The sequence below is a fragment of the Rhodococcus sp. RS1C4 genome (assembly GCF_002258225.1).
Taxonomy (GTDB): Bacteria; Actinomycetota; Actinomycetes; order Mycobacteriales; family Mycobacteriaceae; genus Rhodococcoides; species Rhodococcoides fascians_E.
This window is the reverse complement of the sequence record NZ_NOXZ01000023.1, coordinates 22,625-40,898: the sequence shown is the minus strand read 5'-3', so window position 1 is coordinate 40,898 and position 18,274 is coordinate 22,625. Positions and strand designations below refer to the sequence as shown.

At 62.6% G+C, this 18,274-nt stretch carries 19 protein-coding genes and 1 pseudogene; 8 read left to right on the top strand and 12 right to left on the bottom strand.

Translation table 11 applies throughout. From position 1 onward, the window contains the following. Positions 1 to 41: 41 nt before the first annotated feature. Positions 42 to 647: a YoaK family protein gene (locus CH289_RS10945; protein WP_256977136.1), complete on the bottom strand. Its 606-nt coding sequence runs from the start codon at positions 645 to 647 to the stop codon at positions 42 to 44. Positions 648 to 691: 44 nt separating this feature from the next. Continuing rightward, on the bottom strand, positions 692 to 1,996 hold the full coding sequence (locus CH289_RS10940) for a lipase family protein (protein WP_033190036.1): 1,305 nt from the start codon (positions 1,994 to 1,996) through the stop codon (positions 692 to 694). Between the two features lie 135 nt (positions 1,997 to 2,131). Here CH289_RS10940 and CH289_RS27995 point away from each other — a divergent pair, with 135 nt between their 5' ends. Then, entirely contained in the window at positions 2,132 to 2,326 is a 195-nt protein-coding gene (locus CH289_RS27995; RefSeq protein ID WP_141215417.1) for a hypothetical protein, read from the top strand. Between the two features lie 8 nt (positions 2,327 to 2,334). Here CH289_RS27995 and dapA read toward each other — a convergent pair whose 3' ends face one another. Further along, positions 2,335 to 3,216 carry a 4-hydroxy-tetrahydrodipicolinate synthase gene (dapA, locus tag CH289_RS10935; protein WP_094727905.1) on the bottom strand — a complete coding sequence of 294 codons (882 nt, stop codon included), beginning with the start codon at positions 3,214 to 3,216 and terminating at the stop codon, positions 2,335 to 2,337. A 73-nt stretch (positions 3,217 to 3,289) separates the two neighbouring features. Here dapA and CH289_RS10930 point away from each other — a divergent pair, with 73 nt between their 5' ends. After that, positions 3,290 to 4,183, top strand: a complete 894-nt coding sequence (locus tag CH289_RS10930; RefSeq protein ID WP_094727904.1) for a LysR family transcriptional regulator — start codon at positions 3,290 to 3,292, stop codon at positions 4,181 to 4,183. Positions 4,184 to 4,311: 128 nt separating this feature from the next. On the opposite strand, the gene CH289_RS10925 is transcribed toward CH289_RS10930, so the two are convergent. Continuing rightward, positions 4,312 to 4,596: a hypothetical protein gene (locus CH289_RS10925; RefSeq protein WP_020111088.1), complete on the bottom strand. Its 285-nt coding sequence runs from the start codon at positions 4,594 to 4,596 to the stop codon at positions 4,312 to 4,314. Between the two features lie 206 nt (positions 4,597 to 4,802). Between CH289_RS10925 and CH289_RS10920 the strand changes: the two genes are divergently transcribed. After that, positions 4,803 to 6,113 (top strand): aspartate aminotransferase family protein, encoded by a 1,311-nt coding sequence (locus CH289_RS10920; protein WP_094727903.1) that lies wholly within the window; start codon positions 4,803 to 4,805, stop codon positions 6,111 to 6,113. 13 nt (positions 6,114 to 6,126) lie between these two features. Here CH289_RS10920 and CH289_RS10915 read toward each other — a convergent pair whose 3' ends face one another. The 3 genes from CH289_RS10915 to CH289_RS10905 are packed head-to-tail and all read right to left on the bottom strand — an operon-like array spanning position 6,127 to position 8,580. Beyond that, positions 6,127 to 6,594, bottom strand: coding sequence for a MerR family transcriptional regulator (locus tag CH289_RS10915; protein WP_037183286.1), 468 nt, complete (start codon positions 6,592 to 6,594; stop codon positions 6,127 to 6,129). 27 nt (positions 6,595 to 6,621) lie between these two features. Next, the gene (locus CH289_RS10910; protein ID WP_037183288.1) at positions 6,622 to 7,482 is read right to left on the bottom strand and encodes an SDR family NAD(P)-dependent oxidoreductase; all 861 of its coding nucleotides are present in this window, start codon (positions 7,480 to 7,482) and stop codon (positions 6,622 to 6,624) included. Between the two features lie 42 nt (positions 7,483 to 7,524). Beyond that, entirely contained in the window at positions 7,525 to 8,580 is a 1,056-nt protein-coding gene (locus CH289_RS10905) for an aldo/keto reductase (RefSeq protein WP_094727902.1), read from the bottom strand. Positions 8,581 to 8,704: 124 nt separating this feature from the next. Between CH289_RS10905 and CH289_RS10900 the strand changes: the two genes are divergently transcribed. Further along, complete coding sequence (locus tag CH289_RS10900) at positions 8,705 to 9,574, top strand: helix-turn-helix transcriptional regulator (protein WP_256977135.1); 870 nt, start codon at positions 8,705 to 8,707, stop codon at positions 9,572 to 9,574. Positions 9,575 to 10,521: 947 nt separating this feature from the next. Here the strand turns inward: CH289_RS10900 and CH289_RS10890 are convergent. The 3 genes from CH289_RS10890 to CH289_RS10880 form a co-directional block, all read right to left on the bottom strand. Further along, positions 10,522 to 10,779 carry a hypothetical protein gene (locus CH289_RS10890; RefSeq protein ID WP_094727900.1) on the bottom strand — a complete coding sequence of 86 codons (258 nt, stop codon included), beginning with the start codon at positions 10,777 to 10,779 and terminating at the stop codon, positions 10,522 to 10,524. Then, positions 10,779 to 11,048 (bottom strand): hypothetical protein, encoded by a 270-nt coding sequence (locus CH289_RS10885; protein WP_094727899.1) that lies wholly within the window; start codon positions 11,046 to 11,048, stop codon positions 10,779 to 10,781. Before CH289_RS10885 ends, CH289_RS10890 begins: the two co-directional genes overlap by 1 nt. A 354-nt stretch (positions 11,049 to 11,402) precedes the next feature. Further along, complete coding sequence (locus CH289_RS10880; protein ID WP_143545078.1) at positions 11,403 to 11,744, bottom strand: hypothetical protein; 342 nt, start codon at positions 11,742 to 11,744, stop codon at positions 11,403 to 11,405. Between the two features lie 1,804 nt (positions 11,745 to 13,548). On the opposite strand from CH289_RS10880, the gene CH289_RS10875 reads away from it, so the two are divergent. The 3 genes and pseudogenes from CH289_RS10875 to CH289_RS28715 all read left to right on the top strand — a co-directional run. Further along, entirely contained in the window at positions 13,549 to 13,896 is a 348-nt protein-coding gene (locus tag CH289_RS10875; RefSeq protein ID WP_094727897.1) for a winged helix-turn-helix transcriptional regulator, read from the top strand. Between the two features lie 184 nt (positions 13,897 to 14,080). Beyond that, complete coding sequence (locus tag CH289_RS10870) at positions 14,081 to 14,446, top strand: hypothetical protein (RefSeq protein ID WP_143545077.1); 366 nt, start codon at positions 14,081 to 14,083, stop codon at positions 14,444 to 14,446. A 92-nt stretch (positions 14,447 to 14,538) separates the two neighbouring features. Next, positions 14,539 to 15,015: pseudogene (locus CH289_RS28715) on the top strand (epoxide hydrolase); the annotation flags it as partial. Between the two features lie 162 nt (positions 15,016 to 15,177). Here the strand turns inward: CH289_RS28715 and CH289_RS10860 are convergent. Next, the gene (locus CH289_RS10860; protein ID WP_094727895.1) at positions 15,178 to 15,837 is read right to left on the bottom strand and encodes a hypothetical protein; all 660 of its coding nucleotides are present in this window, start codon (positions 15,835 to 15,837) and stop codon (positions 15,178 to 15,180) included. 64 nt (positions 15,838 to 15,901) lie between these two features. On the opposite strand from CH289_RS10860, the gene CH289_RS10855 reads away from it, so the two are divergent. Further along, positions 15,902 to 16,654: a phosphotransferase family protein gene (locus tag CH289_RS10855; protein ID WP_094727894.1), complete on the top strand. Its 753-nt coding sequence runs from the start codon at positions 15,902 to 15,904 to the stop codon at positions 16,652 to 16,654. 247 nt (positions 16,655 to 16,901) lie between these two features. On the opposite strand, the gene CH289_RS10850 is transcribed toward CH289_RS10855, so the two are convergent. Then, on the bottom strand, positions 16,902 to 18,260 hold the full coding sequence (locus CH289_RS10850; protein ID WP_094727893.1) for an FAD-binding oxidoreductase: 1,359 nt from the start codon (positions 18,258 to 18,260) through the stop codon (positions 16,902 to 16,904). Positions 18,261 to 18,274 lie beyond the last annotated feature (14 nt).

The window sequence follows — 18,274 nt, the reverse complement described above, 5'->3', positions numbered from 1 at the left end:
CTATTAGTTCGAGTATCGACCTCGGCAGGCCGCAACGCAAGTCAGCGGCGAACGACGAAAGCGGCCAGGGCCAACCCGATACAGGCGACGACCGCGGCTACGAGGGGACCGAGTCGGGGTTCGGCGTGAATCGACAGGGCACCGGCGAACGATCCCGCGACCAAGGCGGCAATCGCGCCCAGCCTGAGCGCAAGATGCTCGGTCCTGCCCCGGGCCAGGTCGTCGGCTATGTTGACCATCGTTCCGGTGACGAACGTCGAGGACAATCCGCCCTCGGGGAGCGACGAGCGCGCGACCACCGTCTGCAACGCCATCGCCGCCGCGGACATCGCCACCAGAGCGACGACGGCGCCTACATCGAGCCACCACCCCATGAGGGTGAGCACCTGGACGGCCGCAGCCGTCCCCAGCAACGGCAACGTCGGGACGCGCTCGGAGCGGTGCGCGTAGCGGAACCCTGCCAGCAGGACCACGAAGAACACAGCGATGGCGATCGCGGCCCCGACCAGGCTGGCAAGGTAATCGTCCCGGCCGACCAGTCCGACGAGCACCAGATTGCCCGTCATGTTCGCGGTGAAAACGCCGCCGAGTGCGAGGAAGGCGAACGCATCCGTCGCACCTGCGCCGAACGAGAGCAGCAGAAGCAAGACCCCAGGTGAGTGGAAATGTGTCCCCCAGGACACATTTTCACTCACAGCCGGCGGCCCAGGACCGCCATCGTCGTCGACCACGCCAGCGCGAGAAGGTCACGGACCGCGCCGAAGGACGACGCCGTCGACCAGACCGTGGTGACGCCCGACGGCGGCACCGGGCGTCCGTCGAACCGGTCCTGTAGCCAGTCGAGGGTGAGCGGAGCGGACAGGGGGTGCAGGGACAGATGTTCGCTGAGTCGGTCCCGCAGGTACGTGACGTGGACCCCGTTGTCGAGGTAGCGGTCGACCTGTCCGTCCACATCGTCGACGGCAATGATCTGGTCGTGGACGGCCTGCACCACGAGCATCGGGACGGTGGGAGCGGTTCTGCCGGGCTGAATAGCCTCGAACACCTCGAGGATTTCCGGTGTGGCCAGCAGATCCGCGAGCGGAATGTCGATGTACCTGTCCAGATCGTGCTTCGCGAGCTTGCGCACGGCAGCGACGGTGGTCAGGTCGTCCACCGACTCGAGCAACGCCAGCCCGTCGGCATTGACGTGGGCTCTGACCACCCTGTCCAGATCCGGGTACGTCCTACGCAACCCTTCGACCACCAAGGTGGGCAGACCGGCGTGCAACGTCGCGTTCAGCCTGGTGAAAGCCGACGCAGGATCGCCGACGGGTGAGCCGAGGGCCGCCCCGACCAGTGCGATCTCCGGTGCGTACTCGGGGGCCATCTCCGCAGCCCAGGACGTCGCGAGCCCTCCGCCCGAGTAGCCCCACAGACCGACCTTGGTGTCGTCGGTCAGTCCGGCCGGTGCGAACCGCAACGAGGCTCTGACCCCGTCGAGGATGAAGAAGCCGGGCTCACGGGGCGAGCCCCAGTGCCCGTCCGGACCCTCGTGGTCCGGGATCGAGATGACCCAGCCGCGGCGCAGCGCATGCAGCACCAGGACGAACTCGAATTGCGGAACCGCGCCCCACGCTTTTGCGCCCCGCTGCAGCGCGTACGACGGAAAGCACGTGGCCGACACCGCGTCGATCGCGCACTGATACGACAGGAGGCGCGGAGTTTCGGCAACCGCTCCGCGCTGCATCAAGACGGTGGTGACGCTGACCTGCGGCGATCCGTGGAGATCGGACGTCCGATACAGCAGTTGCCACGCGTCGACCTGCTGCGGAATCTTCCCGTACAGCGCCACCTCGACCTCACGGAACCGCAGGACATCACCCGGCGCAGCCTCCTCGAAGCCGTCGGGCGCGACGTAGAACGGGTCCGCATCCGGCCGTGCTGCCCGGTTCGGCCGCGGCATCTCCTGCGGTTCCCACGGAGATCTACCGGCTTTTTCGTCGACGACGCTCATCCCACACCCTTTGTCCGAGTCTCCGGGTCACACTAACCCCGGACCGGACGCCGCACGCCGTCGGCGTACCGCACCGGCACGCTCATCTGGACAATTCGGGAGCAAAACCCGCCGTCCGGTCGTACATTTCTTCCCATGACAACCACGTCGACGGCAACGCGCATGCGGCTCAACTGGATCACCCTCGTGATCGGTATCGCACTGACCGTATTGGCGATCTACGACATCACTCACGGCGAACGTTCCACCAGCGAGTGGATCGCCATCGTGTGTTGGCCCATCGTGGCAATCGGCAGCGCTGTCCAGTTGACGAGGCTCAGAAAGCTGTAGAACGCCGTTCAGCACTCTCTCGTCGCGGCGGACAGGCGTCTAAGATCCTCCGGAGGCGATTCGAGCAGCGGAAGTCGCACTGCCGCAGAGTCTATGACGCCGATCTCCGCCAGCGCTGCCTTGGCCATGATCGCGCCCTGAGACGTACGCATGACGGCGTCGGTGAGCGGGAGCAGTTCGTTCTGGATTCGACGAGCGGAGACGAGGTCACCTCGCCGCACCGCATCCGCGAGGGCCGCGTTCCGATCGCCGACGAGATTGCCCACCACACTGACGAGTCCTGTTGCGCCGATTGCCAAGTACGCCAGGTTGAGCTCGTCGATTCCGCAGTAGTAGGCGAGAGATGTCCGAGACATCACCGTCGAGGCCTCGTACAGGTCACCTTTGGCATCCTTGACCGCTCGGATTCGCGGATGCTCGGCCAGCAGAATCAACGATTCGGGCGAGAACGCCGTGCCGGACCGCGCCGGCACGTCGTACAACATCACCGGGAGATTCGTCGCGTCGGCGACGGCAGTGCAGTGCGCGACGACGCCAGCCTGCGTGGGGCGCGAGTAGTAGGGACAGACGACGAGCAGTCCGTCGGCGCCCGCCGCTTCCGCGCGACGAGCCCGCGCGACGCTGGCCGCGGTGTCGTAGGTTCCGACGCCGGCCGTCACCTTCGCTCGTCCGTCGACTCGCGACACCACCGCGGCGACGAGCTTCTCCGTCTCGGCGTCCGTCAGCGTGGGCGCCTCCCCCGCCGTGCCTGCGACGACGATTCCGTCGCACCCCGTGGCGACGAGATGGTCGACGAGCCTGCCGAGGGAGTGCTCGTCGAGCTCTCCATCCTTGGTCATCGGCGTCACCATGGCGACGCAGTTGGTGCCGAAGAGCTGTTCGGTGGTCATGCACAGAAGTGTGCGACGCAGTAAGCTTTCGGTCCAGCGATGGTTTTTCGCCGATAATGCGTAGCATCGCTTCATGGTCGACGTCGCATCGCTACACGCTCTGAAGTCGGTGGCCACCCTCGGCACCCTGGCGAAGGCCGCCGACGAACTCGGCTTCACGGCCTCTGCCGTCTCACAGCAGATCAAGCGACTCGAACGCCAGCTGGGTCTTCGGGTTCTCGCGCAGTCAGGGCGCGGTGTCGTGCTGACACCGGCAGGCCAGGCACTCGTCGACTCCTCTCCCGACGTCTTCGATGCACTGGAACGATGCGCCGAAGCCGCACGTTCCGTGGCCGACGGTGCACCGCGCGGCACTCTGCGGGTCGCAGCCTTCTCCACCGCCATCCGCGGTGTGCTTGCTCCGGCGATGCGCGCCCTCGGCGCGGCATGCCCACAGCTGAGCCTGCAGATCACCGAACAAGATCCAGACCGCGCGATTCACAGCGTCGATTCGGGTGTCGCCGACATCGCCCTCGTGCACGACGCAGACGGACTCATCGCCCCCACACCGCCGTCTCTGAACCGACGGTCGTTGCACACCGACATCGGCGACATCGTCGTCCATCGAGATCACCCACTCACCCGCGAAGTTCACCCGTTGCCCGCCTCCGCACTGACCGGTCTCACCTGGGTGACGAGTCCACCGGGAACCGTGTGCCACCAATGGTTTCGACGCGTCGTCGCCGACCTGCCGGACAGTCCCGACGTCCGGCACCTGGTCGACGACTTCTCCAGCCAACTCGCCTTGGTGGCGTCGACGAACGCCGTCGCACTCATCCCTCGACTCGCACGTCCCCCTTTGGGCGAACACCTTGTATCCCTCGAACTGCGTCGCCCACCAACCCGTGAACTGCACGCCGTCTGGCGCCGCAGTGCAGATTCCAGCCCGGCCATCCGAGCACTCGTCGACGCACTCGTTGCCACATAAACGACGCGGCGTGTGCCCGGAGTCCGTGGCGGTGAAATCGACGCGCCGGGCCGGTCGGGCGGGCTGATGAGCCCTTCGATCGAAATCTGTTCCGGCAGAGCTACTTCGTTCATGGACTTGCCGTGCGATCAGCCGTTGCGAAGGAGCTCTTCGCGTCGTTCTTCCTTGCGCTCTTCGCGACGCTCGTCCTGACGGGCCTTCTCGTCGATGTCGGCCTGTACTTCGTCGCAGCGGAAGCTGCTGTACAGCAACTGCTCTGTCCCGTCGTCCTGGACGACCAGGCAGTAAGCGCCGCCGTTCATAGCCGGGACAAGTTCGGTCACCGTATCGGCCGTGGCGACTGCTGCGCCGGCAGCACCGAGCCCTCCGATCAAGGCAGCGACAGTGGCGGTGCGGATGGCGAGCTTCTTCATAATGACTCCTTCTATCGTGTTCTGCAGCTTGGCTTTCGGTCACTTACGATCTTGTCGTCGTCCGCTGTTCGGCAACAGTGCGCAGGATCACGAGCTCGGCTGACATCGTCACGGAATCGAGATGACATTCGTCATGGGCCGACGGATCGGCACCGCGTGGCTTAGTCTGTGCGTGACCGGAGGGCCGCCGAATCGAGGAGACGCCCATGAGCACCGACAGCTTCTGGAGCGACGCCGATCGCCACCTGATTCGTTACGGCGTGACGTTCACGCCCCGCATCATCGAACGGGCCGAAGGCACGTACGTGTACGACAGCGACGGCCAGGCAATACTGGACTTCACCTCGGGCCAGATGAGCGCAGTCCTCGGCCATTCCCACCCGGACATCGTTCGAGCGGTGTCGCAGTCCGTCGGATCGCTGGACCACCTCTTCAGCGGGATGTTGAGCAGACCCGTGGTCGACCTCGCCACCAAGCTCGCCGCCACCCTCCCGCCGGAACTCAGCAGGACGCTACTGCTCACCACCGGCGCGGAGGCCAACGAAGCGGCTCTGAAAATGGCCAAGTTGTACACCGGCGGATACGAGGTCGTCTCGTTCGATCGGTCCTGGCACGGTATGACGTCCGGCGCGGCGGCCGCGACCTTCTCCGCCGGACGACGAGGATACGGCCCGGTGATCCCCGGCAATCTGACCTTGCCGACGCCTGACTCCTACCGGCCTCGGTTTCGGCGTGCCGACGGCTCCTACGACTGGGAGACCGAGCTCGACTACGGCTTCTCGCTCATCGACAGACAGTCCACCGGCGCACTTGCGGCCTGTCTGGTCGAACCCATCCTGTCGTCCGGCGGCATCATCGATCCGCCCGTCGGCTACCTGGCACGGCTCAAAGAACTCTGTGTCGAACGCGGAATGCTGCTCGTTCTCGACGAAGCGCAAACCGGCCTCGGCCGCACCGGCCGGATGTATGCCTTCGAACGCGATGGGGTCTTCCCGGACATCCTGACTCTGTCCAAAACTCTCGGCGCAGGGCTTCCCGTCGCCGCGGTGATCACCGGCGACGAGATCGAGAACGTCTGCAACGACAAAGGTTTCCTGTTCCTGACCACCCACGCATCGGATCCGTTGGCTGCCACCGTCGCAAACACCGTGCTTGACGTCATCGAACGCGACGGACTCGTCGAGCAAGCCGCAAAACTCGGCGAACAGCTCTCCGACCGCCTCGACGCACTGCGCGACACCTACGAAGTCGTCGGCGACGTCCGGGGCCGTGGCCTGCTACGCGGACTCGAATTCGTCACCGACAAGGAGTCGAAGAACCCCGCCGACGACCTGGGCAAGAAAGTGACCACCGCCTGCCTGGAGCGTGGACTGCACCTCAACATCGTCCAGCTACCAGGAATGGGCGGCATCTTCCGCATCGCTCCCCCACTGACGACAACCGAAACCGAACTACACGACGGCATCGACATCCTCGACGCCTCCATCTCAGCCGTCCTGGCCGGTAGCTCTTCCTGACGGGACGCAAGACCTACTCGCCGGCCGCACCGCCGTAGGTTGCAATCTTGTATTCGGTTGCTACCAAGGATAATTGCAGCTCGAGAATTTGTCTGCGAATGGTGTCCCGATGTTCGACGAGTATATCCAGGCGTTCCGGGACGGTATCGTCCCCCTGATCGACCAGCTCCACGTAGTGCTGCAGATCACGCATCGGCATGCCGGACAGACGCATTCGAGTGAGAAAGACCAAGCGGCGCACCGCGGCGGCGTCGTACAGGCGGTGGTCGTGCGCGTCTCGTTCGACCTCGATCAACCCGCACCGTTCGTAGTACCGGAGGGTGTGCGCCGACACACCCAAGAGCTGCGCGACCTCGGAAATCCCGATCGGCTCGCTTACTTCACCGGGTTCGATCAGTCCGTGGACGATGTCGATCGTCATCGATACATCCGCTTGGGCCAGCGCAGCAATAGCCTTGTCCATCAGATCAACGGTCGCCATGACGTCACGATAGCCCTGGCCAGCGGTTCAGACTGGACGGACGGACTCGGCAACCCCCGGATAATCTGCACTGGCCGATATCTCCGCGAGACGCTCGACCTCGTCGAGGTTCCACCTGTAGCCGTCCGACAATCGCCGAACCGCTTCTCTTCCCAACGGGATTCGTAGCGGGGCGGATTCTCCGTTCAGAAGTTCGATGATGATCCGGGCCGCCCGCGTCGGATCGCCTTCCTGCTTCCCATCGACGGCCAGCATGTCCGTGCGGACCGCGCTGAGCAGTCCGTCGTAGACGTCGCTGGGGTCGACGAGGTTGAGGACGCCAGCTTCGTTGAACCCGGTGCGGAACCTGCTCGGTTCGACGATGAGGACTCGAACACCGAACTGTTCGACCTCGCCGGCCAGGGCTTCCGACCACCCTTCCAAGGCGAACTTCCCGGCCGAGTACGAGCCCGCTCCGTGGAACGACACTCGGCCGCCCTGACTGCTGACCTGCACGATCGATCCGGTTCGCCGCCGCCTCATTCCAGGCAACACAGCACGCGTGAGGGCCGCGGGGCCGAACAGATGCTGGTCGAGCATGTCGCGCAGCTGGGAATCGGTCACCTCCTCAGCAGCGCCGATCTGCCCGACCCCACCGTTGTTGACCAGCACATCGACCGCTCCGAATCGCTCCGCCGCGGCCGCAATCAGCTGTGGTGCCGCTGCGGTGTTGCGTACGTCGAACTCGACCGCCATCAAAGTATCCGGGTATCGACGCACCATGTCGTCCAACCTGCTCGGTCGACGAACAGCCCCCACAACCGTGTCACCGGCTGCCAGAGCCTCTTCGGTGAGTGCTCGTCCCAAACCCGACGACGCCCCCGTGATGATCCAGCTTCTCTTCGTCATGCCGCGACGCTATGACTTCGAGCGCGCTCGAACGCAAACTCATCACCGCCGGCGGGTTCGCGTGTGCCCATGAATGACGCCCTGCACCATGGGACGCGCCAGGAACTCGTGGGGAAAGCCCAGATCGGGCGCGCTGACGTCGTCGAGCTGGGTCAGATGCTCGTCGGAAAGTTCCACGTCCAGCGCAGCAAGGTTGCTCTGTAACTGCTCTGCGGTTCGCGCACCCACGAGAGTGCTCGTCACCACTGGGTTGTGGAGAGTCCACGCAATGGCGACCTGAGCCGGGGTGACTCCCAATTGCTGCGCAACGTCGACTACGACGTTCGCGACCTCGAGTCCTCGAGTGGTCAAGCTGTTGCCGGCCGCGGCGTGATCACTTCGACTGCGCGGCATAGCCGTCACATCTTCAGGAAGGTCAGCGGGTGTGTACTTGCCCGTCAGTACTCCCCCACCCAGCGGTGACCAGGGAACAACTCCGAGTCCTGATCCGCTCGCCATCGGTAGAAGGTCACGCTCGGTGGTTCGCTCGATGAGGCTGTACTCGACCTGAAGTGCGGAGAGGGTCGACCATCCCCGGAGCTCGGCGATCGTCTGCATGCGTGAAATCTCCCAAGCCGGCGCGTCGGAGATGCCGAGATAGAGCACCTTGCCGCTGCGTACCAGCTCGCCCAACGCAGCGATGACCTCTTCGCCGGGCGTCAGCCCGTCCCACGCATGGAGGTACAACAGATCGATGTAGTCCGTATCCAGGTTGCGCAGACTTGCCTCGACCGAGGTTACGAGGCTCTTACGGTTACCACCTCCCGCATTGGGGTCTGATGGGTTCCGCGTACCAGCGTACTTCGTGGCGATCACCACGGAATCTCTTCGATCCCTGACAAATTCACCCAGAAAGCTCTCGGACTGGCCGTCGGTGTAGATGTTGGCCGTGTCCACCATGTTTCCGCCTCGATCGAGGTAGGTGTCGAAGATCCGTCGAGCCTCGTCTTTGCTCGCAACGCAACCCCACGCGTCGCCGAAAGTCATGGCGCCCAGTGACAACGGCGAGACCCTCAGTCCCGATCGTCCCAGCAGTCGATAATCGGTCAATTCCGCCACGGTTACTCCTCAGTTCGATGTGTGGTCGACCATGCCTGCGCTCGCCTGGTCCGTGAAGGCTCAGGACATCCTGGGAAGATCAGTACCAGGCTGTTCAGCATCGGTGTGGCATAGCCTTGGGGACGTGAGTTCGACTCCGCAGCCCATCGCCCGCCACGAGTTGGCAGCCTTTCTGCGTGCGCGGCGCGAAGCGCTTCAACCGTCGATGGTGGGGCTGCCGCCACGGCTCGGATCCTCCCGGACGCCTGGGCTGCGACGAGAGGAAGTCGCAGCCCTCGCCGGCGTGAGCGTGGACTATCTGATTCGTCTGGAGCAGGCGCGTGACGTTCGGCCGTCGGCCCAGGTAGTGCAATCCTTGTCGAGGGCACTGAGGCTGTCCGATGACCAGATCGACTACCTCCTGACGTTGGCCGGACATCGTCAACTCGAACGCAGTACCAAACCGTCTGTCCCCGAGGGTCTTGCACGTCTTCTCGACGATGTCTCTCCATTGCCCGCCATGATCTTGAACTACCGCCTGGACATCCTGGCATGGAACGACACGATGTCGACCCTCCTTCTCGACCTCGACGGCACAACAGCACGAGAACGCAATGTACTGAGAATGTGCTTCCTGGACGATCGGTTCATTGACTTTTACGGCGACCGCGACAGCGTAATTCGCGGAGCTGTTGCCGATCTGAGAGCAGCGTGGGTCGACCACGCGCATGATCCTGACCTGGTAGTCCTGATACAGGAACTCGAAGCCGGTAGTGCCGAATTCTCCGCCTACTGGCAATCGCGGGACGTCGCCGTACGAGCGGAGGGCAACAAGCCGATGAACCATCCGAACGTCGGGCCGATCACCGTGAGTTACGACGTCCTCAATCCTCTCGGCGACGCGAATCTGCGACTCATCGTCTACCGCGCCGCCGACCCGGCCTCCCAGGCTGCACTCGACCAACTCGCCACAACCCGCCACTCCCACACCCGAAGGCACCTGCGAACCCTCTGAAGCGAGTTATGGCGAGGGCAATCGAACAGAAGATGTCTTCGTGATGACGCTGGATAGAAGGTCAGCAGCCGTTTCGCGCCTACCTGTGGAGTATCCGTCGACGGAGGGCACGATCAGTGCGCGCCTGTAATCGGCCAGGTCCAGCACCAAGTGCTCGTTCCCAACGGGAACAATGGTCGCGCAATGGACACGCCGAGGGCTGCGCCGAATTGAAGGCCGGTACAGACGATGCCGCCTGCGACAACCCACTGAAGAGTAGCCCCACAGGGATCAGGGGATTCGCGGATCGTTGTTGGTGCACCGTGAACGCGGCGAAGAGCAGCACCGCAATGACCAATGCCGACCAACCGACAGGGCTACCGATCTCGTCGCCCACGGAGACTACGCCCATAACCACGCTCACAAGGGTCCCAGTGAGCAGGACACCTCCAGTCAGGTCGAATCGTCCTCTGCCCGTCGACCTGCCCTCCAGGTCGCTCGGGAGTGTGATCAAACCGGTGACGAAAAACCCGAGTGCAAGTATTGCTGGCGCGATGAAGACCAGCCTCCAGTCCAACTCTGTAAGCAAACCACCCGCAACAACTCCCATCAAGAATCCGGATGCGCCGATAGCACCGTAAATCGCCAGCGCCTTGTTCCGTGCGGCACCGACGGGGAAGGTGGTGGTCAACAACATCATGACTGAGAGTGCCGACGACGCTGAGCCAGCAGAGGATCTAGTCAAAAGACCTACCGCACCGCGACGCCGAGGCAACAGGCAAGCTGCGGGCGGCACCAAATAGAGACGTCCCGCCGCCGCCGCCGCTCATCGGCTGGAGGGAATCATCGGGTCGAGTGAGCCTTCCGGCACTCCCCGACACAGAGGCGTCGAATTGCGATACGACTGGATCGCCAAGGCCTGAAACACGAAAGAGCCCCACCCAACAGGATGGGGGCTCTTCTCTATCTCAGGCTCGCTTGCCGCGCTTGCGCTCGATCGCAATGAGCAAGTCGAGCTGCTTTCGGGATGTATCGGCCGCAGCGCCCCTCGCGGCCCGCCACTTCCGGTAGTACTCGATCGCCAGAGCGTGATCCTCGGCTTTCATCGCCTCATCGCCCAGTCGGCGGTACTCCGCAGCGCGATCGCGACATTTGGCTTGCACGCTCTGATTCAGGTCGGCCTTTCGCTTCAGGTCGTTGATTGCCCACCTCTTCTTGAACCTCATCAGAACCCCATCGCCTTCCGCCGTTGCAGAATCTCGAACGTCGCCTCCGCGTGCGCCTGGTTGCACGAGGCCACCTTCCAGTAGCACTCCGTCGCGTAGGTCCAGTCCTTCACGCGCTCAGCCTCCTCGGCCTGCTCTCGCCAGTACGCAGCAGTCTTGGTCGAGTGATCCTTCGCTGCAACAGCATTCTCCAGCCGACGCTGCTGCGCCGCCCTACTTCGCTTTTCGCGACGCCTATCGGCGTAGTAACTAAGCAGACTGTCCGGCATGGAGGTCTCCGTTCATGGCTCAGGCCGCGCCTGCAGGCGGTGGCGCTGGTTTAGGCGGCACCGAAAAATCCGGCGCCAAACTGCGAACAATCTGTGCAGCAGACGATTCGGTCAAGTCAGCTTAACGAGGAGCTCCGGGTCCACACCAGCAGACGGGCACGGGGCGCGGACTCGTCGTACCTCCGAAGGTTGCTGGTGGTGGGGGGAGGGCCTCCCACCAGGTGCAACTCAGCACGCGGTGCACTGCGGCTCGCAGGATGTACGGGTTCCAAGGTTTTCAGGCATGCCGGACACGCGACAGAACCCCAGCCGTCTGGCGATTGGCTGGGTTCTCTCGTCGCGCTGGTCCGCGAGCTACTTCATGTAGGGCTGATTCAGCCATTCGCGAAGTTCGCTGATCGCGTGAGGGCTCGCTTCCAACGGCAGGATTTCGACGTCGTTGCTACCCGCGCGACGGACCTTCAGATTCAGAACCATGCCTTCATCGTCGGGACGGTTGGACAGCTCCGCCGCTGACACGGAAATCCCCTCCATGCCTTGGAGGTAGACCTTGCCACTCTGCTGCGCTCCGACGCCTACAAACAGTGTGTTTTTGGTCTGGTTGAAGAGGAACTCTGCGCCCCCGCGAAGCTCCGTGGCGTGGCTATCGCAGACTGGCACTTCAGCGGGGTAGTCGAAGCCGCTTGTTTCCTTCAACGTGTAAGGGACGGTAGGAGCGGCTACGCAGCCGTTTACTACACACATATACAACTCTCTCTTCTGAGGTACTGGCGTTCTGGCGGAGTTCGCGCACCTGTGTTGGTGCGTCGCAGGGCGTGATGCGGTTGGTTGAAGCAGTGAGGCCCGCAGCAGTTGAGGTCGGCAGTTCAAGCAAGTGAGGTCGACACACTGCATAAATGATCGACGGACGCTAGCCTGGGCAAATGATCTGTCACACATTTGCGGACCCCACTGTCCTCGGTGACTTACGCAAATTGGTACAAACATGGTGGGAGTAGCGAAGTTCGTCTACCGCCCGACAGACAGGTGACACAGGTTTCCCTGTGTCACCGCTGTCACTGGTGAGCAACCAAAAGTGCCTCGGTATTAAGCAGCTGCAACTGCAAGAACGAGGGTCCGGTACGCAACCTCTCCCTTCCTGCCCACGCAGGGGGGGAAGGTGCGGTATTGCTCATGGAACGTCTCAGTTCCATACTGGTCGCGCCAGATGCCGCGTTCGGGAACGCGCTGGCCGGTCTTCCAGCGATCACCCGCAAGGGGATGATGAAAAGGTGCTGTCATGGCGAAAACTCTTTCTGGAGTGATTGATCTTGAGAGCCGACGGAAGTCGGCACCCGCCGAGCAGGGGGAACCCCACCGATGCATCGATTGCGGATCGGAGTGGTTCGTTCTTGCAGGGGGGGCCGCGGCTCCTGGTCATCTCAGTCACGGCGCGGTGACGCTCGACCGTGAGGGCAGGGTCACTGGGTACTTTGGGATGCCAGTCTGCGCAGAGTGCGGGGACACAGAAACTTCGCCTAGCTAAAGACTTTCGGCATATTCGACACGCCGGTGGGACTTGAATACACCCGAACGGGTGGCTACAGTTAGGCAACGCATCCTCCTGACAATGTTTAGCGGCATAACGGGGGCTTGCTTGAAGGTTAAAGCTCGGTCTGTTGGCGCAGGCCGGGCTTTCTTCGTTTGCTGACACTACACCTTGTGTGCGACGGATCGCGGCGACACAAGATGTGCCTCTTGGCGCTTCTCGGTTTCCTCATCCCCTAAGTGAACTGTCCAGATTGTCGCGGTCGAACAATCTCTATCGCGGACTATACAGCCAACCCTGCGCGCTTTGATAGCAAAGACACCCGAAAGGGCCCCTGATTGCTTCACAGGCGCATTTTCTGGCGTCTGGTGTCTGCATTTGGTGGTCAGGCTGAGAGGAACATTAGAGACGGCCGTGGGCTGGCGCGAGTGGGTCTCCAGTACATCCTTTCGGCCAACGGGCCAGTTCGAGTGGCTTACGTCGTTGTAATTCATCGGTGTTGAGTAGTGATGCTGGCTGAGTTGAGGCATCTTTGCTCCGCGGCGCCTGTCATGCGATGTGATTCGTAACACAATCGCGAGCAGTGTTCGAGACGGCGACTTGAGCAGTAAGAATCCTGCGACGGTGATTGCTGCGACACAGCTTGAAATTCCGATCAGGTTCCGAGACGGGACTTCGCCGGTGTTCATTGAGACGGAGCTTCGCCCTGAGTCTTAACGCCCCAGTGGAGCTGCCCCAGTTGTCCCGCTGGCCGTTCGCCACCCACGACTTTTGGCCGCCCGTGCGTGACGGCGAGCGGCCGCAAGTTGACCCCTTCGCAGTTGATCGGACTACGAAACGGCTACCACGGCCAGGTCACGCGGGATTACCAGCACAGCAACTGGGCGCGGTCGGTTTACGTCGGACTCGCGCAGATAGCGACGTTGGGTGTCGAGCTACGGGCGAGTCAGGTCGTTGGGGTGGACGTATTCGATGCCGCCCTCAGCCCAGCAGACAACGACGAGAACGCCCCGCCGTTCTACGACGATGCACGACGTGCGATGTCGGCCCAGATTCGGAGAACGCATGCGCGAGATCAACGGCGTCAGTACGCGAATGCTGACCGTTACGCTCCGCAATCTCGAGAGAGGCGGTTTGGTGGTGCGTCGAATGTATCCGGAAATTCCACCACGGGTGGAGTATCGGCTTTCCAACCTTGGTCGAACCTTGCTTGGGACGACACAAGCCCTCGTACACTGGACCGAGGGACATCGATCCGAGATTGCCCGTGCCAGAGAATCCTTCGACGCAAATCAGACGAAACAAGGCGCGTCGGGATAGCATCGATTCAGATGCACTGCAGCCATATCGGTTGCCAACGATTTTCCTCGCATGCGGTCGACGTTGTCCTCATCGACGGCGAATCCGGCACGAAAGAACCCGCTGCCGGAACCGGTATGCATCACCTGGCCTCAGGCGCAGGACCGAGCCGGGTACTTTCCGTAGATTTCACCGAGGGGTCCGCATGAACGGTCGTCGATTTGGTTCTTTGTCGCTTCGATTGGATGCTGTCTACTGTGCGGGGGCTGCACTGAGCATTGCAGCATGCTCGCGTTTCATTGCCGATCATCTGTCGGTCGGCGCATTCCCTGTTCTCCTCGTCGCCGCGCTCGTGGCGGTATGGGCGACACTTCTCTGGACGGGCACAGCGCACGTCGCGTTACGTCCGATGTTGCTTGCCGTCATGTCGGCAAATGCCCTTGCTGCGTTGGGCATCGGTGTCTTGGCCTTCGCCGTTCCCGGCCTTGCGATGTCGATTGTCGTTGCAGCCGTGGCCGTCGAAGTAGCCGCCTTCGCTCTCAGTCAGGCTCTGGCGTTTCAGGCGCTGTAGACCTACGGGTCGATGATGGACAGACTGCCGTCGACGAAGGGTGGGCCTGGTCGGTCGAATCGATGAAATCCATACGTTTCGGTCACTGATGTCCGGCACAGATCTGGTTAGGGGTGCACACAACTCTGGCTCAGCCTCCGCCGGACCTGGCGACCAACGGTCTCAATCCAGCAGAACTCGAATGGGTCCCACGGACAGAGGCTTTCAAGGTCGGCAGAATTGATTACGCCAAGCAGCAGGCAAACCGCCCGCAAAACCATTGGCTATTCCATGGTCGATTCACCGGTGGGGCTGCTCGCGTGGATTCTCGACAAATTCGCTGAATGGACCGATAATCGGGACTCTCCGCTGGAATCGATTCCGCTGGTCAAACTACGCGTAGATGTCCCCGCCGCAATTACAACGTACCCCCGCGACATCGAGAAGAACCCACGACCATGGGTGGAGCGACGCTTTCGAAACATCGCTCACTGGCAAGAACCCGAGTCGGTGGGCACTTCCCGTCATTGGAACGCCCCGACTATTTCGTCGCAGACCTGAGAGAAGGCTTGGCGGCCGTGCTTCTGGCCATCGAGACAGGAAAATGGCTGACGCCTCAGAAAGTGAGAGATTCGACAGGCGCCATCCTCGCCCACCGTGTTCCCCGCGGTTCTGGTGTAACACTTGCGTCGTGTGCAGGCGGAATCCCGCTTGCAGAATGCGCAAGTGTTACACCCCGCCCAGCAAACCGCCTATCGGCCGGGCGCGTCGATTCTGAGTCCGGGTGCCGAGGCGATGTCGGTCAGCTGGTCGATCGTCATTACCCCGACGGACGTCACTTCGATTCGCGTTTCATCCGGTGTAATGGCGACGACCCGTCGGGTATCCCCGCGATCCTGGACATCGAAGACGGCGCCGTCCTGGGACGTGACTCGCTCGTCGACCGTCCCAACGAAGCACGGGCCCGGTGGCTGGTCGGCGCGTCCAACGATTACATCCAGCAGACCAGTTCGACCGTCCGACGTAATCGTCCCGGATGCACCTGCATCGGCGGTCGAACCTGCGACACTGTAGGTCTCTCGGTCACCGGAGAATTCCAATCGCGAAGTGACGGAATCTGGTTCGACAACCGTACCTGCCGGCAACGCACCGACGAGCGCCTCGGTCATTCCATTCAATTTGCTGTCGGTAATCCACGGCTCGTCTGCACGAGCAACTTCAGCGCCCGTGGTGAATGCGTAGTTGATTCGCATCAGATCCTCTTCCTGAATCACCTCCTCGCAACCGGGAATCGCCAGATCGGTGGACGAAGAAGTGCCGGTGATCCCCGCAACCACTACTCCCGTTCCCACGATGGCTGCCACCACTGCGATATCGACCCATACGCCGCTGCGTCCTTTTTTGCTTCGCATGAACGGACCTTATCTGCGACGCTCAGAGGAAAATGAACTGACTCGGTCTGCCTTCGCGGACATAATGGCCGACGTGAACGGACTCGAAGTCGTCGTCGCGCACAGAGATCGCGCAACAGTACGTGTCGGCGACGTCTTCTTGAAAATCGACACCGATCCGTCGAACATCCACATCGAGGTCGATGCCATGGGTCGAGCACCCGTCCCGACGCCGCACATCCTGTGGCAACGCGCCCCTGTGCTCGCGCTCAGCGCTGTCCCGGGGACTCCACTCGGCAATCTCGGCACACCGGCAACGACAACGCCGCGTTCCTGGGCCGCCGCCGGTGCGGCAATCCGCACTCTGCACCGCGCACCACTCCCATCACGGACCGGACCCAGCCCGGCCGCAATTTCGACCGAGCTCGACCGGGAATGCGCTTGGTTGAGGACCAGCGGTCTCGTGTCGAGTGAGATCGTCGAGATCAACCGTCGAATGGCCGCGAAAGCACTACGCCCATGGGCCCCTGCCTTCGTGCACGGGGACCTACAACCCTCCCACGTGTTCGTGTTGGACGACCGCGTGACCGGAGTGATCGACTGGTCTGAGGCCGCCCAAGGCGACGCTCTGTACGACCTGGCCACACTGACGATGGGACACCCGGAACACCTCCCAGACGTCCTCGAGGGATACGGGTCCGCCGTGGACAGGGAGGTCATCCGGGCATGGTGGTCGGTGCGAAGTCTCAGAGGAATTCGTTGGCTGCACGAGCACGGATTCGATCCAGCCGCCCCAGGGTGCGAAGTCGATGTCCTGATTCGCCTGGCGGGCCGGTGAGGAAGATTTTCGGATAAGCAACCTTCGTGTTCTAGTTGGTCCGTGACGTGGGTGGGAAGAGTGCTCATTGTGTTCGCGGCACTTGGCGCTGTGGCGATGGCGAGTACAGGCGACATGTCGCTCGACCGGGCAGGTTTTCCGACGTCGGCCATAGTTCTTGTAGTGCTGCTGACCGTGAGTTACGTGTGTGCGTACACGGTTGCCCCGAACCGGAGGGAATCGACCTGGTCCTGACCGAACTCCGCGGTCAGTCCAGCAGCACACCGGGATTGAGGATGCGGTGCGGGTCCCATGCGTTCTTGAGCAGCGCCATTGCTGCCAACTGTGTTTCACCACGTTGGCGGATCAGCCATCTACGTTTGGCTCGGCCGATGCCGTGTTCGGCGCTGATCGTGCCCCCATGACTCAAAACCAGTTCCAGGACAGCATCTTCCAACGCTCCGGCAACGTCGTCTGCGAATGTCCCGGCGCCGGGCAGGATGTTGACATGGATGTTGCTCTCGGCGAAGTGACCGAACAGAACGGGCACAGCGTCTATGTCGACTGAGTGGACTGCGTCTGTGATCGAGCCCACGAACTCTCCGAACCGCTCGGCTGGTACACCGACATCGAGCTTGACGGGAACCCCAGCGACAGAGATCGATTCGGTGATTCGCTCACGGAACGACCACAGTGCCCGACGTTCCGCAGCGGATTCCGCGACCGCAATTCTGCTGCTGTCCAGCCCGCCGGACATCAACGCCTCCAGCACCGGCTCCGCGCATGCGAGAGAAGAACCCATCTCTGCGAACACCCAGAAACCCTCGGCGGGTAATGGTGTCGGTGTACCGGAGTGTTCCGCAACGCGGCTCACTGCGGCACCTTCGGCCCATTCGACGGCGTCGATCCGGGGCAGCTGCAGGATCGTCGGGAGGGCATCGACAGCGGCTCGGACATCGGGGAACGACATCGCTATCACCAAGTGGTCGGTCAGCGGACGGACCAGCTTCCAAGTGACGTCGGTGATGACGGCGAGCGTTCCTTCGGATCCGATCAGCAGATTCGTCAGATCGTAGCCCGTGTTGTCCTTCACCAGCGATGTCCGACGGTCGACGATATCGCCACTGGGCATGACGGCTCGGAGCCCTGAAATACGATGGCGAGCCGAGCCGTAGCGCAACACGCGTGCCCCACCTGCGTTGGTCGATGCGGCGCCGCCGACGGTGGCCGACTCTCCCGACGCCAGCGACAACCCTGCAGTGTAGCCCGCCTCGGCGGCAAGCGTTTCGAGCTCGACGAGAGTGACACCGGCCCCGACCGTGACGGAACCGTCCGCCGAGACCGGTCCGTGTGAGCGCAACGCACGCGTCGACAGAACCACACTCCCATCGGACGGAACAGCACCTCCGACGAGCCCGGTGTTGCCGCCTTGCACCGTCACCGCAACCCCGTGCTGGGTGCAGGCTCTCAACACGTCCGCGACTTGCTCTGCAGACTCGGGGCGCACCACCGCACGCGGTCGTCCCCTCCAACGCCGAGTCCAATCGACCGAATACGAGGCCATGACGTCGGCGTCTCGCGTAACCCGTCCCGGGGCGGCGGCGGCGAGCGCGTCATCGAACTCCATACCCCGAAGGGTAG

Coding starts and splice junctions, on each gene's coding strand:
- CH289_RS10885 (WP_094727899.1), bottom strand. CDS start 11,048: ATGCCGGACAGTCTGCTTAGTTACTACGCCGATAGGCGTCGCGAAAAG.
- CH289_RS10855 (WP_094727894.1), top strand. CDS start 15,902: ATGGCCGACGTGAACGGACTCGAAGTCGTCGTCGCGCACAGAGATCGC.
- CH289_RS10920 (WP_094727903.1), top strand. CDS start 4,803: ATGAGCACCGACAGCTTCTGGAGCGACGCCGATCGCCACCTGATTCGT.
- CH289_RS10915 (WP_037183286.1), bottom strand. CDS start 6,594: ATGGCGACCGTTGATCTGATGGACAAGGCTATTGCTGCGCTGGCCCAA.
- CH289_RS10870 (WP_143545077.1), top strand. CDS start 14,081: ATGAACGGTCGTCGATTTGGTTCTTTGTCGCTTCGATTGGATGCTGTC.
- CH289_RS27995 (WP_141215417.1), top strand. CDS start 2,132: ATGACAACCACGTCGACGGCAACGCGCATGCGGCTCAACTGGATCACC.
- CH289_RS10875 (WP_094727897.1), top strand. CDS start 13,549: ATGCCGCCCTCAGCCCAGCAGACAACGACGAGAACGCCCCGCCGTTCT.
- CH289_RS10860 (WP_094727895.1), bottom strand. CDS start 15,837: ATGCGAAGCAAAAAAGGACGCAGCGGCGTATGGGTCGATATCGCAGTG.
- CH289_RS10890 (WP_094727900.1), bottom strand. CDS start 10,779: ATGAGGTTCAAGAAGAGGTGGGCAATCAACGACCTGAAGCGAAAGGCC.
- dapA (WP_094727905.1), bottom strand. CDS start 3,216: ATGACCACCGAACAGCTCTTCGGCACCAACTGCGTCGCCATGGTGACG.
- CH289_RS10940 (WP_033190036.1), bottom strand. CDS start 1,996: ATGAGCGTCGTCGACGAAAAAGCCGGTAGATCTCCGTGGGAACCGCAG.
- CH289_RS10910 (WP_037183288.1), bottom strand. CDS start 7,482: ATGACGAAGAGAAGCTGGATCATCACGGGGGCGTCGTCGGGTTTGGGA.
- CH289_RS10850 (WP_094727893.1), bottom strand. CDS start 18,260: ATGGAGTTCGATGACGCGCTCGCCGCCGCCGCCCCGGGACGGGTTACG.
- CH289_RS10930 (WP_094727904.1), top strand. CDS start 3,290: ATGGTCGACGTCGCATCGCTACACGCTCTGAAGTCGGTGGCCACCCTC.
- CH289_RS10925 (WP_020111088.1), bottom strand. CDS start 4,596: ATGAAGAAGCTCGCCATCCGCACCGCCACTGTCGCTGCCTTGATCGGA.